Source organism: Rheinheimera pacifica (assembly GCF_900108485.1).
GTDB classification, from domain to species: domain Bacteria; phylum Pseudomonadota; class Gammaproteobacteria; order Enterobacterales; family Alteromonadaceae; genus Alishewanella; species Alishewanella pacifica.
Window position 1 is genome coordinate 50,359 of the sequence record NZ_FNXF01000011.1, and the last position, 15,982, is coordinate 66,340.

Annotated in this window: 16 protein-coding genes; 13 read left to right on the forward strand and 3 right to left on the reverse strand. The window is 51.1% G+C overall.

The window, feature by feature from the left end:
* Positions 1–14: 14 nt before the first annotated feature.
* The 3 genes from BLW68_RS13885 to BLW68_RS13895 form a co-directional block, all read right to left on the reverse strand.
* Positions 15–869: a universal stress protein gene (locus BLW68_RS13885; protein WP_092794512.1), complete on the reverse strand. Its 855-nt coding sequence runs from the start codon at positions 867–869 to the stop codon at positions 15–17.
* A gap of 20 nt (positions 870–889) precedes the next feature.
* Positions 890–2,371, reverse strand: coding sequence for a SulP family inorganic anion transporter (locus tag BLW68_RS13890; RefSeq protein ID WP_092794515.1), 1,482 nt, complete (start codon positions 2,369–2,371; stop codon positions 890–892).
* Between the two features lie 200 nt (positions 2,372–2,571).
* A complete protein-coding gene (locus BLW68_RS13895) occupies positions 2,572–3,054 on the reverse strand; it encodes a zinc ribbon-containing protein (RefSeq protein WP_092794518.1) in 483 nt (160 codons plus the stop codon).
* 135 nt (positions 3,055–3,189) lie between these two features.
* On the opposite strand from BLW68_RS13895, the gene leuS reads away from it, so the two are divergent.
* The 13 genes from leuS (at position 3,190) to lipA (ending at position 15,964) form a co-directional block, all read left to right on the forward strand.
* Complete coding sequence (gene leuS / locus BLW68_RS13900; protein ID WP_092794521.1) at positions 3,190–5,781, forward strand: leucine--tRNA ligase; 2,592 nt, start codon at positions 3,190–3,192, stop codon at positions 5,779–5,781.
* Position 5,782: 1 nt separating this feature from the next.
* Positions 5,783–6,262, forward strand: coding sequence for an LPS-assembly lipoprotein LptE (locus BLW68_RS13905; RefSeq protein ID WP_092794524.1), 480 nt, complete (start codon positions 5,783–5,785; stop codon positions 6,260–6,262).
* Positions 6,263–6,281: 19 nt separating this feature from the next.
* A complete protein-coding gene (holA, locus tag BLW68_RS13910; RefSeq protein WP_092794527.1) occupies positions 6,282–7,325 on the forward strand; it encodes a DNA polymerase III subunit delta in 1,044 nt (347 codons plus the stop codon).
* A gap of 20 nt (positions 7,326–7,345) precedes the next feature.
* Positions 7,346–7,981, forward strand: a complete 636-nt coding sequence (gene nadD, locus BLW68_RS13915; protein WP_092794532.1) for a nicotinate-nucleotide adenylyltransferase — start codon at positions 7,346–7,348, stop codon at positions 7,979–7,981.
* A 62-nt stretch (positions 7,982–8,043) separates the two neighbouring features.
* Positions 8,044–8,364 (forward strand): ribosome silencing factor, encoded by a 321-nt coding sequence (gene rsfS, locus BLW68_RS13920; RefSeq protein ID WP_092794535.1) that lies wholly within the window; start codon positions 8,044–8,046, stop codon positions 8,362–8,364.
* A gap of 6 nt (positions 8,365–8,370) precedes the next feature.
* Positions 8,371–8,841: a 23S rRNA (pseudouridine(1915)-N(3))-methyltransferase RlmH gene (gene rlmH / locus BLW68_RS13925; protein WP_092794538.1), complete on the forward strand. Its 471-nt coding sequence runs from the start codon at positions 8,371–8,373 to the stop codon at positions 8,839–8,841.
* A 2-nt stretch (positions 8,842–8,843) separates the two neighbouring features.
* Positions 8,844–10,712 carry a penicillin-binding protein 2 gene (gene mrdA / locus BLW68_RS13930; RefSeq protein WP_177172249.1) on the forward strand — a complete coding sequence of 623 codons (1,869 nt, stop codon included), beginning with the start codon at positions 8,844–8,846 and terminating at the stop codon, positions 10,710–10,712.
* The gene (gene rodA, locus BLW68_RS13935; protein WP_092794541.1) at positions 10,705–11,823 is read left to right on the forward strand and encodes a rod shape-determining protein RodA; all 1,119 of its coding nucleotides are present in this window, start codon (positions 10,705–10,707) and stop codon (positions 11,821–11,823) included. Before mrdA ends, rodA begins: the two co-directional genes overlap by 8 nt.
* A complete protein-coding gene (locus tag BLW68_RS13940) occupies positions 11,823–12,659 on the forward strand; it encodes a septal ring lytic transglycosylase RlpA family protein (RefSeq protein ID WP_092794543.1) in 837 nt (278 codons plus the stop codon). Before rodA ends, BLW68_RS13940 begins: the two co-directional genes overlap by 1 nt.
* Positions 12,660–12,698: 39 nt before the next feature.
* Positions 12,699–13,862 carry a serine hydrolase gene (locus BLW68_RS13945; RefSeq protein ID WP_092794549.1) on the forward strand — a complete coding sequence of 388 codons (1,164 nt, stop codon included), beginning with the start codon at positions 12,699–12,701 and terminating at the stop codon, positions 13,860–13,862.
* 105 nt (positions 13,863–13,967) lie between these two features.
* Positions 13,968–14,249: a DUF493 family protein YbeD gene (gene ybeD, locus BLW68_RS13950; RefSeq protein ID WP_092794552.1), complete on the forward strand. Its 282-nt coding sequence runs from the start codon at positions 13,968–13,970 to the stop codon at positions 14,247–14,249.
* 49 nt (positions 14,250–14,298) lie between these two features.
* Positions 14,299–15,006: a lipoyl(octanoyl) transferase LipB gene (lipB, locus tag BLW68_RS13955; protein ID WP_092794555.1), complete on the forward strand. Its 708-nt coding sequence runs from the start codon at positions 14,299–14,301 to the stop codon at positions 15,004–15,006.
* Positions 14,999–15,964, forward strand: a complete 966-nt coding sequence (gene lipA / locus BLW68_RS13960; protein WP_092794558.1) for a lipoyl synthase — start codon at positions 14,999–15,001, stop codon at positions 15,962–15,964. The genes lipB and lipA overlap by 8 nt, the downstream gene beginning before the upstream one ends.
* The last annotated feature ends 18 nt before the right edge of the window (positions 15,965–15,982 follow it).

Genomic DNA, 15,982 nt, shown 5'->3' on the forward strand with positions numbered 1-15,982 from the left:
CCGGGTTGCAGTAACTAACGTAAAATAAGCAGGGAGCATTTGGCTTTGCATATCATGGCAGTGGTAGTGCTGCCGACAATAAATTGCCGGATACGCGAGTGGCCATAAGCACCCATTACCATTAAATCTATGACATGCTCTTGCTGATACTGGTGCAGCACGGTTTCCGGCTCGCCGGCTACTATCGCTACTTTGGTGTCAAAACCGGCATTGCGCAATATTTGAGCACCGCTGTCCATTTGCATCCGGGCGGCTTCGGTTTCAGCACCGGCCATCACCAGATGCACCGGCAAGCCGCGGCCCAGCGGGCTGCCTGCCAGCATTTCCAGGCCTTTTAACGCCGTAGCACTGCCATCATAAGCCAGCATAATACGTTGCGGCGCTTTATAGCTTTGCTGCGTAAGCAAGATGGGCTTGTGTAAACTGCGGATCACCCGTTCAACATGCAGGCCCATATGGCCGTGTGCTTCAGCACTGCTAAAGCCACGCTTGCCCATTACCAGCAGCCGGGTTTCCTCTTCCAGTTCGGTTAAGGTTTCTACCAACTGGCCGTGGCGTAAGCGCTCGTCTACCGCTTTCACACCGGCGTGTTCAGCGCGTGCTTTGGCGGCATCTAAAATACTGCGGCTGCGCTCCATTGCCAGCTTGCTGTGTTTTTCATCCAGCTCGGCCAGTTGCTGTAACAATAATTCCTGTGAACCCAGGCCAATACTGCCGCTAAGATCCGGTGTTTGGGTGTGTTGCGCTTTGTCCAGCACATGCACTACCGACATCGCCACATCAAGTTTTTTTGCTGCCCATACGGCGTAGTCGCATACCGCTTCGGCATAAGGTGAGGCATCAATACACGCCAGTACTTTTTTAGTCATTGTTGTGCTCCTCGGTAAAATTAATGGCCCATCAGCTTTGCAACCGCATCTGGCCGGTTATGCACAGCAAACTTGTCTACCAGGGTAGCGCTGGCTTCATTTAAACCAATCAGCACTACTTCGGTGCCTTCGCGGCGAAACTTAATTACTACCTTATCCAGCGAACTAATGGCGGTGATATCCCAAAAATGCGCCTGGCTTAAATCAATACTGACTTTTTCTACTGCATCTTTAAAATCAAAGGCTGCGACAAAGTGCTCGGCTGAAGTAAAAAACACCTGCCCTACCACCTGGTATTCGCGCAGACGGCCGTCGGCAGACAGTGTTGAGCCGATATACAGAATTTTGCCCACTTTGCTGGCAAAAAACAGTGCGCTAAATAACACGCCCACTAATACGCCGTAAGCCAGGTTATGGCTAAATACCGTTACCAACACCGTGGCTATCATTACCACGCTGGAGCTTTTCGGGTTTTTGCGTAAGTCTTTCACCGAGCCCCAGCTAAAAGTACCGATAGACACCATAATCATAATGGCCACCAGCGCCGCCATAGGAATAAGCCCAACCCAAGCGTCCAGAAATACAATTAATATCAGCAGGAAAATACCGGCCAGCAAGGTAGATAAGCGCGTACGGCCACCGGATTTTACGTTAATTACAGATTGGCCAATCATGGCACAACCTGCCATACCACCAATTAAGCCAGAGCCAATATTTGCTACGCCCTGGCCAACACATTCGCGGTTTTTATCACTGCTGGTGTCGGTTAAATCATCAACAATAGTGGCTGTCATTAACGATTCCAGAATACCCACCACGGCTAACGCTAAAGCATACGGCAAAATAATTATTAGGGTATTCCACGTTAGTGGTACGTCAGGCCATAAAAATATCGGCAGGCTGTCTGGCAGCTCGCCCATATCAGCCACAGTGCGGATATCAAAACCAAAATACAGCGCCACTGAAGTCAGCACTACTATGCATACCAGCGGTGAAGGTATGGCTTTAGTAAGGTAGGGAAATAAGTAAATAATGGCCAGGCCGGCTGCTGTCATAGCATATACCTGCACTGAGCCATGTTCGGTCAGCTCAGGGAGCTGTGCAATAAAAATCAGGATCGCCAGTGCGTTAACAAAACCGGTCACCACAGAGCGCGAGACAAAACGCATTAAGTCGCCAAGCTTAAACAGGCCAAAAATAATTTGCAGCACCCCGGTTAGCAAGGTAGCAGCAAGCAGGTACTCCAGCCCGTGCTCGCGCACCAGTGTTACCATTAACAGTGCCATCGCGCCGGTAGCAGCAGAGATCATGCCCGGCCGGCCACCGGCAAAGGCGGTAATTACCGCAATACAGAATGAGGCATACAGGCCAACTTTGGGGTCAACGCCGGCAATAATAGAAAAAGCAATGGCTTCAGGTATCAGCGCCAGTGCCACAACTAAGGCCGCAAGCACATCTCCACGCAGGTTGGAAAACCAGTGTCGTTTTAAGTAGGTTATCATTTAACAGTCCGGATCAGGTAACACGTTATCCGCCAGGCAAAGCGGTATTAAGTACTATCAGCTATCGGCAATCTGTTACATTGGCCCGGGTATCCTGCACTACAAAAGAAAAGGTGTCTGGTGTTACGGCGGCGCAGTTTAGCAAAAAAACACTATGCTGCCCACCGCTGAAGCAAGAATTACACAGAAAATACCCGCGGTTATACCGGCAGGCCTTCACGAAAAAACTGTACGCCACCGCATTCACCGCAAGCCAGTAGCTCTGCCGGATGGGTGTAATCAATATGCTGTAAACAATGGCTGCAACGGTAACGCCCCATGCCTACTATTTCTCCCTGATAATAAACGCCCTGATGTTTAAAATCCTGTGCCAGCTCCTGCCACTCTAACTGGCTTTTATCGGTAATGCTGCTCAGCTCCTGCCACAATGCTTCCGGCCATAGCGATGGCGGTTCGGTGCTGTCTTTAGCCACATCTTCAGCGTCGTGGTCCTGCCACTGGCGTTTTAGCGTTTCTACAAACAGCGCCGTTTCATAGGCGCTCAGCTCTTTACCGGCTTTAACATAGGCTTTTAACTGCTCAACAAAGCCAACCATATTGTCCAGTTGCTGCTGCTCAGCTTGTTGTAATGTCTGGCTGAACTCACTAAGCCAGGCTTGATACTTCTTTACAAAATCTGTCATGGAGCCTCCAATGGTTTAAAACCAGTATAGACAATACGCTGCTTGTTGTTGTCAAAACGCCGCTGCGGTATGCTATAGCCACTTTTTTGCCGCTACAGCGGCGCTTGTACTAACCCCCCTTTTCGGAAGACCTTAATGCAAGAACAATATAACCCGCAGCAGATTGAAACCGTACTGCAGCAGCAATGGGAACAAACTAACGCCTTTAAAGTGACAGAAGACGCCAGCAAAGAGAAATTTTACTGCCTGTCTATGTTCCCTTATCCCAGCGGGCGCTTGCATATGGGCCATGTGCGTAACTATACCATTGGTGACGTGGTCAGCCGTTTTCAACGGATGCAGGGCAAAAACGTTATGCAGCCTATGGGGTGGGATGCCTTTGGTTTACCCGCCGAAAACGCCGCTATTAATAACAAAACCGCACCGGCAAAATGGACTTACGAAAATATCGATTACATGCGTACCCAGCTAAAACGCTTAGGTTTTGGTTATGACTGGAGCCGTGAAGTGGCCACGTGCAAGCCTGAGTACTACAAGTGGGAGCAGTGGTTTTTCACCAAGTTATATGAAAAAGGCCTGGTGTATAAAAAAATGGCCACCGTTAACTGGGACCCGGTAGATCAGTGCGTGCTGGCTAACGAGCAGGTTATCGACGGCCGTGGCTGGCGCTCTGGCGCTTTGGTGGAACAACGCGAGTTAGCGCAGTGGTTTATTAAAATTACCGCCTACGCCGAAGAGCTACTGCAGGATCTGGATCAGCTGGATGGCTGGCCGGAGCAAGTTAAAACCATGCAAAAAAACTGGATTGGCCGCTCTGAGGGCGTTGAAATTCGTTTTGATATTGCCGGTTCAGCTCAAAGCTTAAGCGTATACACCACCCGCCCCGATACGTTATACGGCGTAACCTATGTTGCCGTTGCTGCCCAGCACCCGCTGGCACAACAGGCAGCCGCCACTAACCCGGCACTGGCCGCGTTTATTGAAGACTGCAAAGGCGGCAAAATGGCCGAGGCCGAACTGGCCACGATGGAGAAAAAAGGCTGTGCTACCGGTATTTACGCCGTGCACCCTTTAACCGGTGAGCAAGTGCCAGTATGGGTAGCCAACTTTGTGCTGATGGATTACGGTTCAGGCGCGGTAATGGCCGTACCGGGCCATGATCAGCGCGATTATGAATTTGCCAGCAAATACCAGTTGCCAATTAAACAGGTTATCGCACCGGTTGACGGCGCAATACAACAATGTGATTTAAGCCTAGCCGCTTATACCGAAAAAGGTGTGCTGATAAACTCTGCCGAGTTTGATGGTTTAGCCTTTGAGCAGGCCTTTAATGCCATAGCCGCAAAACTGGCAGCGATGGGCCGCGGCGAAGTAAAAGTAAATTACCGCCTGCGCGACTGGGGTGTATCGCGCCAGCGTTACTGGGGCACCCCCATACCTATGCTTAACCTGGCCGATGGCTCAGTGGTGCCGGTACCGGAAGATCAACTGCCGGTGCGTTTGCCGGAAGATGTGGTAATGGATGGCGTGATCTCGCCGATCAAAGCCGATGCAGAATGGGCTAAAACCACATACCAGGGTGCGGAAGCTTTCCATGAAACCGATACCTTCGACACCTTTATGGAATCCAGCTGGTACTATGCCCGCTACTGCAGCCCGGATCATGATAAAGCCATGCTGGACCCGGCCAAAGCTAACTACTGGCTGCCGGTAGATCAGTATATCGGTGGTATTGAACACGCCATTTTACACCTGTTGTATGCGCGTTTTTTCCACAAGCTGCTGCGCGATGTGGGTCTGGTAAACACTGATGAGCCGTTCAAGCGCTTATTGTGTCAGGGCATGGTATTGGCTGAAACCTTCTACCGCGATACCGAGAACGGCGGCAAACAATGGTTTTCACCGGCCGATGTTAGCGTACAGCGTGATGAAAAAGGCCGTATTTTAACCGCCATACTAAATACTGACGGCCTGCCGGTAGTGGCGTCCGGTATGAGCAAGATGTCGAAGTCGAAAAACAACGGCATTGACCCGCAAAAAGTGATCGACCAATACGGTGCCGATACCGTGCGGCTGTTTATGATGTTTACCGCACCACCAGAGCAAACGCTGGAGTGGTCAGATTCTGCCGTGGAAGGCGCCCACCGCTTTATTAAACGTATTTATACGCTGGTCAGCGACTTTGCCGCAGCAGGCGCTGTCGGCACGCTGGATATTGCAGCATTAAATAATGAGCAGAAAACTCTGCGCCGCGAACTGCATAAAACCATTGCTAAGGTGTCAGACGATATTGGCCGGCGTTATACCTTTAATACCGCCATTGCTGCCGTTATGGAGCTTAGCAACAAGCTGCAAAAGGCCAGCCTGGCCACCGAGCTGGACCGTGCCGTAATGCAGGAAGCGGTGCTGGCACTGCTGCAGTTACTCAACCCTATTACGCCGCACGTGGCGCAATACCTGTGGTCGCAACTGGGCCAGAGCCAGAACATTGAGCAAACGCCATGGCCGGTAGCAGATGAAACCGCAATGGTAGAAGATGAAAAACTGGTGGTAGTACAGGTTAACGGTAAAGTGCGAGGTAAGGTTACTGTTGCCGCCGATGCGACTGAAGACACTGTACTGACAGCAGCCAAAGCAGACGACAATGTTGGCCGCCACCTGGAAGGCGTAACACTGCGTAAAGTGATTTACGTACCGGGTAAGCTGCTGAATCTGGTGGTGGGCTAACATGGCCCGCCTAAGCCTGCTGATTGCCCTGCTAAGCAGTATGCTGCTTAGCGGCTGCGGCTTTCATCTGCGCGGTGATTTACCACTCAGCCATTTTCCGGCCATGTATATTCAAAGTGATCGCCACTCTGAACTGGCGGCACTGGTGAGTAACCGGCTGGAGCACAACAAAGTAGAACTGCTGGCGTCATACCAGCAATCGGCGCCGATGCTGCAACTGCTTAGCGATTCGCTGGAGCGGCGTACCTTATCGCTGTTTCCTAATGGCCAGGTGGCTGAATATGAACTTATTTACAAAGTAAGCTACGCGCTGACCATGCCGGATGGCGAACCGCAGCAATATCAGTTTGAGCTGTTCCGCGATTATCAGGACGACCCGAATCAGGCGGCGGCCAAAGCCAAAGAGCTGGAACTGATGCTGGGCGAGCTGCGCCAGCAGGCTGCCAACCGTATTGTGCGCCAGCTGTCACGGTTGCATTAATGCCAACCGGGCTACGCTAATGCAAAAACTCTATGCCAATCAGCTGGAACCACACTTAGCCGGGCAACTTGCCCCCTGTTACCTGCTGTTTGGCGAAGAGCCGCTGCAAAAGCTTGAAGCCATAGATGCCATTCGCGCCGCGGCAAAACAGCAAGGTTATATTGAACGCATCAGCTTAGCCGCGGATGCGCAATTTGACTGGAATGAACTTAGCAACGAGCTGCAAGCTATGTCGCTGTTTGCTGAGCGCCGCTTAATTGAATTAGAGCTGGTGCAGCAAAAGCTTTCCGCCGTGGCCAATGAGCAGTTAAAAAACCTGCCGCAACAGTTACACAGCGATATTATTTTGCTGATCCACGGCGAGCGCAGCCACAGCGATGTCAGCAAACTGGCCTGGTTTAAGCAGTTGCAAACCCAGGCAGTACAAATACCCATTTATGCCCTGGACGAACGCCAAAGCCAGCAATGGTTAAGCCAGCGCGCGCGCCAGTTACAGCTGCAGCTGAGCAGCGATGCGCTGGCATTACTGCAGCACCATTGTGCCGGTAATTTACTGGCGGCCCGGCAAGAGCTGGAAAAACTGGCGCTCAGCAATTTGCCCCAGCCACTGGATGCCAACGCTTTAAGCTCCTTTTTAGCCGACCACTCCAGCTTTACAGTATTTCAGCTGATAGACGCCATCTTACAGGGCCAGGCCGACGAAGCATTGCACCGCCTGCAACGGTTGTGTCAGCAGGACACTGAGCCGGTTATTATTGCCTGGCAGCTACAAAAAGAAGTGCTGCAACTGCGCCAGTTACAGCAGGCCCCGCAGCACAACCTGAATGACAGCTTTAAAAGCCTGGCTATCTGGCCCAAACGCCAGCCGCTGTACCAGAGCGCGCTTAAGCGTTTATCGGCGAACTGGCTGGATTATCTGCTGCAGGAGCTGGCAGCATTCGACCGGTTGTATAAAAGCGGCCAGCTAACTAACAGTGAAGTGGCGCTGGCACATCTGGTGACGTTATTTGTTAAACCGGTGCCTAAAGCGTTTTCGCTGCAACAACACGCCAGCTATGACTAAGCATTTATGACTAAACACCTATGATAAAACACATCGGCATTCTGGGTGGCACCTTTGACCCGGTACACAACGGCCACATTCGCTGCGCCCATTATGTCCAGCAACACTGTGCCCTGGATGAAGTAAGGCTAATGCCCTGCCATTTGCCGGCGCATCGTGCCACGCCAGGCGTAAGCAGTGAGCAGCGCGCCGCTATGGTGCAGCTGGCCATAAGCCAATACCCGCAGCTGAAACTGGAACGGCTGGAGTTAAATAAGCCCAGCGCCTCCTACACCGCAGACAGCCTGCAATTGTTAAGCACGCAAGAGCCCGGCAGCCGCTTTTACTTTATTATCGGCATGGATTCGTTGTGTTATTTTCGCAGCTGGAAAAACTGGCCGGATATACTTAAGCTTGCCCACTTACTGGTATGCCAGCGCCCCGGTTACAGCCAGCAAGACGGCGACGCGCCGGCATTATTGCAGCAGTTTGGTGTAACCGACCTGGCCACCATGCGCCAACGCCCCAGCGGTTGCATTATGCTGCTGGCCAACCCGCTAGCAGACATTAGCGCCAGCGAAATCCGCCGACAATTGCAGCAACAGCAAAGCGCGGCAAAAACTTTAGATCCCGCCGTATTGAACTATATTCAAACACAGCAACTCTATCAGGCTTAAGCGCTATATCCGCGTTTAAACTGTGCTAAAATGCCGCTTTTTTAACGCGCAGAGGAATCAGGGTGCAAACAGCCGAACTGGTAAGTTTTATTCAGGACAAAATTGACGACATGAAAGGCCGCGATATCGTGACTTTAGACGTGCGCGGCAAATCCAGTGTCACTGAGTTTATGATAGTGTGCTCCGGCACATCAAACCGCCACACTAAATCTATTGCCGACTATGTAGCTGGCGAAGCCAAAAAAGCCGGCCTGCCAACCTTAGGCATTGAAGGCCAGGCATCCGGCGAATGGGTGTTACTGGATTTAGACGAAGTGGTAGTGCATGTAATGCTGGAAGAAACCCGCAGTTTTTACCAGTTGGAAAAGCTTTGGAGCGCCTAGGCTGACATGAAGTTAGTGCTGATTGCTGTAGGCAACAAAATGCCCGCCTGGGTACAAACCGGTTTTGACGAATATGCCAGACGCTTTCCGCGTGATATGCCGCTGGAGTTAATTGAAATTCCGGCCGGCAAACGCGGTAAAAATGCCGACATAAAACGCATTCTGGAACAGGAAGGCGAGAAAATGCTGGCAGCAATACCGCGCGGCAGCAAAATAGTTACGCTGGAAGTTACCGGCGACAACTGGAGTAGCCCCACCCTTGCCACTAAACTTACCGACTGGCAACGCGATGGCCGCGATGTGTGTTTGCTGGTTGGCGGCCCGGAAGGGCTGGCTCCGGCTTGCATTGCCGCCAGTGAGGCCAAATGGTCATTGTCAGCATTGACATTACCGCACCCGCTGGTTCGGGTGGTACTGGCCGAAAGCCTGTACCGTGCCTGGAGTATATGTACTAATCATCCTTATCATCGCGAGTAAAGATGTTTAAAAAGCGCGTTGCCATTCAGGATTTTGCCGCCGAAAGCCGTTTGTTTAATCAACGGGCGGTGTTTGCCATTCTGTTTGTCGTGCTGATGTTTAGCGTTATCGTGTTTAACCAGTATCAACTGCAGATTGTCTCTTATCAGGATTACCAAACCCGCTCGGAAGGTAACCGCATTAAAGTGGTGCCGCTGGCACCCAACCGTGGCCTTATTTATGACCGCAGCGGCATTTTGCTGGCAGAAAACCGGCCGGTATTCTCGCTGGAGCTGATCCCAGAACAAATTAATGATATGGCCGGCACTTTGGCAGAGCTGGCAACGCTGATCGAATTTACCGCAGAGCAGCAAGACGCTTTTTTAAAACAGGTAAGAGCCCAGCGCCGCTTTAACAGCATCACGCTAAAAGAACAGCTTGATGATCAGGAAGTGGCCATTCTGGCGGCCAATCAGCATCGTTTTCCCGGCGTAACTGTTGAGGCCCGCTTAAGCCGGCACTATCCGTTTGGCGATCTGTTTACTCATGCCCTCGGTTATATCGGCAAAATAAACACCCGTGAATTACAGCAACTGGAGCTGGATGGCGAGGCGCCAAACTATGCGGCCAGCCGCGATATCGGCAAAATAGGCCTGGAGCGTTTTTATCAGCGCGAGCTGCACGGCACCATGGGCTATCAGGAAGTTGAAGTGAACAACCGCGGCCGCTTAATCCGGGTGCTGCGCTCAGTTCCCGCCGTTTCCGGCCAGAATATTCAGCTTGGCCTGGATGTCGGGCTGCAATTAACGGCACAACAGATACTTAAACAACATCGCGGCGCAATAGTGGCGATAGATCCACGCGATGGCGCCGTACTGGCGTTTTACAGCAACCCCAGTTACGACGCCAACCTGTTTGTGCATGGCATCAGCTCGGCTAATTACAACGAATTACTGAACTCACGCGACAGGCCACTCATTAACCGCGTAACTCAGGGTGTTTACCCACCGGCCTCTACCATTAAGCCGCACCTGGCCTTGCTGGGGCTGGAAAGCCGCACCATTACCACCAATACAAAAATCTGGGACCCGGGCTATTACACCCTGCCCAACAGCGATCACCGTTTTCGCGACCATATCCGCTGGGGGCATGGCTGGGTAGATATTTACACCGCTATTACCAAAAGCTGCGACACCTTTTTTTATGATATGGGCATTAAGCTGGGTATTGACCGGATCTCTGAATACATGCACAAAATGGGTTTTGGCGAAAAAACCGGTATAGATATTCTGGAAGAAAGCAGCGCTAATATGCCATCACGCGGCTGGAAACGGGCGCGGCACAACCAACCCTGGTATCCCGGTGACACCGTACCGCTGAGCATAGGCCAGAGCTACTGGACCACCACACCGTTACAACTTGCCGTTGCCACCACACCTTTGCTTAACCGCGGTAAATTAGTTACACCGCATATGGTAACCGCCTTTAACAATGGTGAAACCACCGCCGCCAACATTTTACCGCCACGGCAGGTGCTGGATGTTGAAAATGAACAAAATTATGCCGTTGTTATGGATACCATGCACCAGACAGTAAGCACTCTCGGCGGCACAGCGCACAGAGCCTTTATTGGTGCACAATACAGCTCTGCAGGCAAAACCGGTACCGCGCAACTGGCCGCCATAGCACAAGATGCCAAATATGACGCCGATGCCATTGACGAGCGCCTGCGCGATAATGCTATGTATCTTGGCTACGCCCCCTATGACAAGCCCACCATCCTGGTGGTAGTGGCGCTGGAAAATGCCGGTGGTGGTGGCAGTAACGCTGCGCCGCTGGCCCGCCAGCTGATGGATTACTACTTTACTGCCGGAGTAAACCGCGATGAGTGATGATTTCACCGGCAACGCCCGGCACAGCCGGCTGGCACAGTTTCATATCGACACGCCGTTATTACTTGGATTACTGGCGCTGATAGGCTTTGGCTTAATGGTGCTCTACAGCGCCTCTGGCCAAAGCATTGTGATGATGGAACGCCAGATAGTACGTCTGGGTATTGCACTGGCCGTGATGATTGCCTTTGCCCAAATAAAACCCCAAACGTTAAAACGCTGGTCTTTTCCGCTGTTTTTGGTTGGCGTGGCGTTGCTGGTAGCGGTAATGCTGGTAGGCAGTGTTGGCAAAGGCGCCCAGCGCTGGCTGGATCTGGGTTTTATGATGTTTCAGCCATCAGAAATAATGAAGCTGGCGGTGCCAATGGCAGTAGCCTGGTTTATTGCATCCCACAGCTTGCCGCCCCGTATTCTGCATCTGCTGGGCGGTGTTTTGATGTGCGCCGTACCAACACTGCTTATTGCCCAGCAACCCGACTTAGGTACCTCTATTCTGATAGCCACTGCCGGTGTTTTCGTACTATTTCTATCTGGCATGAGCTGGCGCCTGATTGCACTGGTAGCAGGCTTAATTTCGGCATTTTTGCCCATACTGTGGCTGTTTTTAATGCGCGAATACCAGCGCCAGCGTGTACTAACCTTTATTAACCCGGAAAGCGATCCGCTGGGTTCCGGTTACCATATTATTCAGTCAAAAATTGCCATCGGCTCTGGTGGTTTTGACGGCAAAGGCTGGTTACATGGCACCCAATCGCAGTTGGAGTTCTTACCCGAACGCCATACCGATTTTATTTTTGCCGTACTCAGTGAAGAGTTTGGCATGTTGGGTGTGTTAATATTGCTGGCAATTTACTTGTTTATCATTGTCCGCTGTATAATTATTTCCAGCCGGGCACAGGATAATTACAGTAAGTTGGTAGCCGGCAGCTTTACGCTGACCTTTTTTGTCTATGTGTTTGTTAATATAGGCATGGTATCCGGCCTGTTACCGGTAGTGGGAGTACCTTTGCCTTTGGTTAGTTTTGGCGGTACCTCGATGGTGACACTGATGGCCGCTTTTGGTGTAATAATGTCGGTAGGAACTCATAAACGCATGTTGGCAGCGCCTTGATGAAATACGTAGCTTTAACCCTTTCAGTACTGGTTTTACTCAGCGCCTGTAGCAGTAAGCGCAGTAGTACCCCTACAACAACTGAACCAGAGCCTAATGCCGGGCGTTATCAGCAAAAGAAAGACAGCATTCCGACGCGCCTGCCCACGCTGCTGGAAATGACCGACCCTGTACCACAGGCAGAGCCACTAAGCCGCGGCGGCAACAGGCCCTACAGCTTGTTTGGCCAGCATTATACGCCACTGGTGCAAAGTACAGATCACCGTGAAGTTGGTATTGCGTCCTGGTATGGCAATAAATTTCATGGCCATCTGACATCCAATGGCGAAACCTATAATATGTTTGCCATGACTGCAGCACATAAAACCCTGCCACTACCGTCTTATGTTAAAGTGACCAATCTGGATAACAATCAATCGGCCATAGTGCGGGTAAATGACCGTGGCCCGTTTCACAGCGACAGAGTCATTGATTTATCCTACTCTGCTGCGCATAAAATAGGCATGCTACAACGGGGTACAGCCAGAGTTCAGCTGGAACTATTACAATCGCCCGCCATGTACGCGCAGGCCACTGTATCTGGCACCGCAGTAGCCCAAACCAGCAGTTGCTTTATTCAGGTGCTGGCCAGTTCAGATAGCAACCGCCTCAGCCAGTTGCAGCAAAAACTGCAACGCGAACAGGCATTGCCAAGTGAAATACAGCCGGGCAGCGGAATTTTTCGCTTATTAGTCGGTCCTACTGCCAGTAAGCAGCAAGCGCAGCAATGGCTGCAACAGTTAAAGTCCGGGCTTTTCCCGGATGCATATTTTTTTGATAGCCGTCAGTGCAGCTGACATCTGATTAAACATAACGATTAAAAAAGAACAGGTCTCATGAAAAGTTATTGCCATATTTTTGCCGTCGCAGCCGTTTCCCTTGCCAGTGCCAGCTTCAGCTTGTCTGCTATTGCCCAGACAGTTACTCCTCAACCACCTGAAGTGGCAGCCAAGGGCCACATTCTGATCGATTTTGATACCGGCAAGGTGTTATCCGAGCATAATGCCGACATGTCGCTGGCCCCGGCCAGTTTAACCAAGATGATGACCAGCTATGTTATTGGCACCGAGCTGAAAAACGGCAATATCACCAATGAAGATATGGTAACCATTAGTGAAAATGCCTGGGCGAAAAACTTTCCCGGCTCATCGTTAATGTTTATTGAAGTAGGCACTCAAGTATCGGTAGCCGACTTAAACAAAGGTATTATTATTCAGTCCGGCAATGACGCCTGTGTCGCACTGGCAGAGCATATTGCCGGTAGCGAAAGCGCCTTTGTCGACTTAATGAACGCCCATGCCGAACGCTTAGGCATGACCAGCAGCCGCTTTGGCAACAGTCATGGCCTGCCAAGTGCCGAGAACTACTCTACCCCGCGCGACATGGCCAAATTGTCGGCTGCATTAATCCGCGACGTACCGGATGAATACGCCATTTATGCTGAGAAAGAATTTACCTACAACAACATTAAACAGTACAACCGCAACTCACTGTTGTGGGATCGCAGCCTGGAAGTAGACGGCATTAAAACCGGCCACACCAGTGAAGCCGGTTTTAGCTTAATTACCTCAGCCACCCGCGATGGTATGCGCCTGGTGTCGGTTGTTATGGGCACCAACAGCGAGCGCGCACGTCAGGCTGAAAATAAAAAGCTGCTTACCTACGGTTTTCGCTTTTTTGAAACCTTTTCGCCTTATCAGGCCGGGGAAAAATTTGCTGAACAACGTATCTGGCAAGGCGACAAAGAAAATATCCAGTTAGGCATACTGCAATCAGCGCAGGTTACTATTCCGCGCGGTCAGCGTAAAAACCTGCAGGCCGATTTTACCTTGAATCAGCAACTGCTCGCCCCCATTACTAAAGGCCAGCAGGTTGGCACTATTTACCTGAAACTCAATGGGGAAGATATTGCTACCTATCCGCTGGTGGCGCTGGAAGACGTAGCACAAGGCGGTTTCTTCAGCCGGATAATTGATTATATTAAAATGCAGTTTAATTAATTCGCCCAGATTATAGCTTTCTAAGTCCCGGCAATAGCCGGGATTTTTTGTTACAATCAGGCCTAAATGGTAAGACAACGGCAAACGCCGTGATAGTGAGACAAAATGGCGCACGAAGTTAAAGACACTAAGTTTGACGAATATCTGGAATTCCCCTGTCAGTTCAGTTTTAAAGTACTGGGCGTGGCCGATGACGCCCTGGTAGACCAGGTTATGGCCGTCGTGCGCCAGCATACTGACGCCGGCGACTACAGCCCGGCCGTTAAACCCAGCAGCAAAGGCACTTATCATTCTGTTTCGGTTAGCGTAACAGTTACCAGTAAGCAGCATATTGAACTGCTGTACACAGAGCTTGGCAAAATTGAACTGGTGCGTTACGTACTCTGAGGTAGTACCACCAGCTTAGCCATTCGTATTCAGTGTATAAGGCGGTATAATGCGCAGCGTTTCAGAGCAGGCCGGACAACAGGTAACAACAAAGCCAACGCTAGCAGAGCAACTGGTCATCAGAGAGCTTGGCGTGCAGGACTACACCACAGTGTGGCAGGCCATGCAGCAATTTACTGATCAGCGTAATAGCAACACAACCGATGAACTCTGGCTGCTGGAGCACCAGCCGGTATTTACTCAGGGCCAGGCCGGTAAAGAAGAACACTTGCTGTTCCCCGGCGATATTCCTGTGGTAAAAGTCGACCGTGGCGGCCAGGTAACTTATCACGGCCCGGGCCAGTTAATGGTGTACGTGTTGCTGGATTTAAAGCGCCGTAATATGGGTGTACGCCAGTTGGTAACACTGCTGGAACAGGTGCTTATTCAGTTGCTGTCGGCCTATGGCATTAATGCCTACGCCAAGCTCGATGCCCCCGGCGTTTACGTTGACGGTGGTAAAATTGCCTCTTTAGGGCTGCGGGTACGCAAAGGTTGCACCTTTCACGGCCTGGCGTTAAATGTGAATATGGATTTAAGCCCGTTTTCACGTATTAACCCCTGTGGTTATGCCGGATTACAAATGATCCAAAGTAAAGATTTAGGCGGCCCGCAAAGCATTGCAGAGGCCAAACAACGAATAGTGCAGTGTTTTCAGCAGCAACTGAATGTAGCCACACTGCAGCACACTACAGGGTTAGATTGGCAAAATGACTAAAACTGCACGTATGGAACCCGGCGTTAAACTGCGCGACGCTGACAAAATGGCCTTAATTCCTATTAAGGTACTGCCAACCGAGCCGGAGCAAATGCTGCGTAAACCTGAGTGGCTGAAGATCAAACTGCCAAAAAGCTCAGAGCGCATCGATCAGATCAAAGGCGCCCTGCGCAAGCACGGCCTGCATTCCGTATGTGAAGAAGCCGCCTGCCCTAACCTGACCGAATGCTTTAACCACGGCACTGCTACCTTTATGATTTTGGGTGCTATATGTACCCGTCGCTGCCCGTTTTGTGATGTTGCCCACGGCCGGCCATTACCGCCTAGTGCCGAAGAGCCGGAAAAACTGGCCTTAACCATTCGCGATATGAATTTAAAATACGTGGTAATCACTTCGGTTGACCGCGATGACTTACGTGACGGCGGCGCCCAGCATTTTGCCGACTGTATCAGCGAAATACGCAAACACAGCCCGCATATTAAAATTGAAGTACTGGTACCAGACTTCCGCGGCCGTATGGATACTGCACTGGATATTTTAACCCAGACACCACCAGACGTATTTAACCACAACCTGGAAACAGCCCCGCGATTGTACAAGCTGGCCCGCCCCGGTGCTGACTACAAGTGGTCACTGCAGCTGTTAAAACGCTTTAAAGCGGCCCACCCTGAAGTGTCGACCAAATCCGGTTTAATGGTCGGCCTGGGTGAAACCACCGAAGAGCTGATCGAAGTATTAAAAGACCTGCGTGAGCACGATGTTGATATGTTGACCGTAGGCCAGTACCTGCAACCAAGTAAGCACCATTTACCGGTAAAAAGGTACATGCCACCGGCCGAATTTGACGAAATTAAACGCATTGCTTATGAGCTAGGCTTTAAACACGTTGCCAGCGGCCCGTTTGTGCGATCTTCATATCACGCAGATCGCCAGGCAGCCGGAGAAGATATTAGTTAATAGCGAGCTAATCTAGCT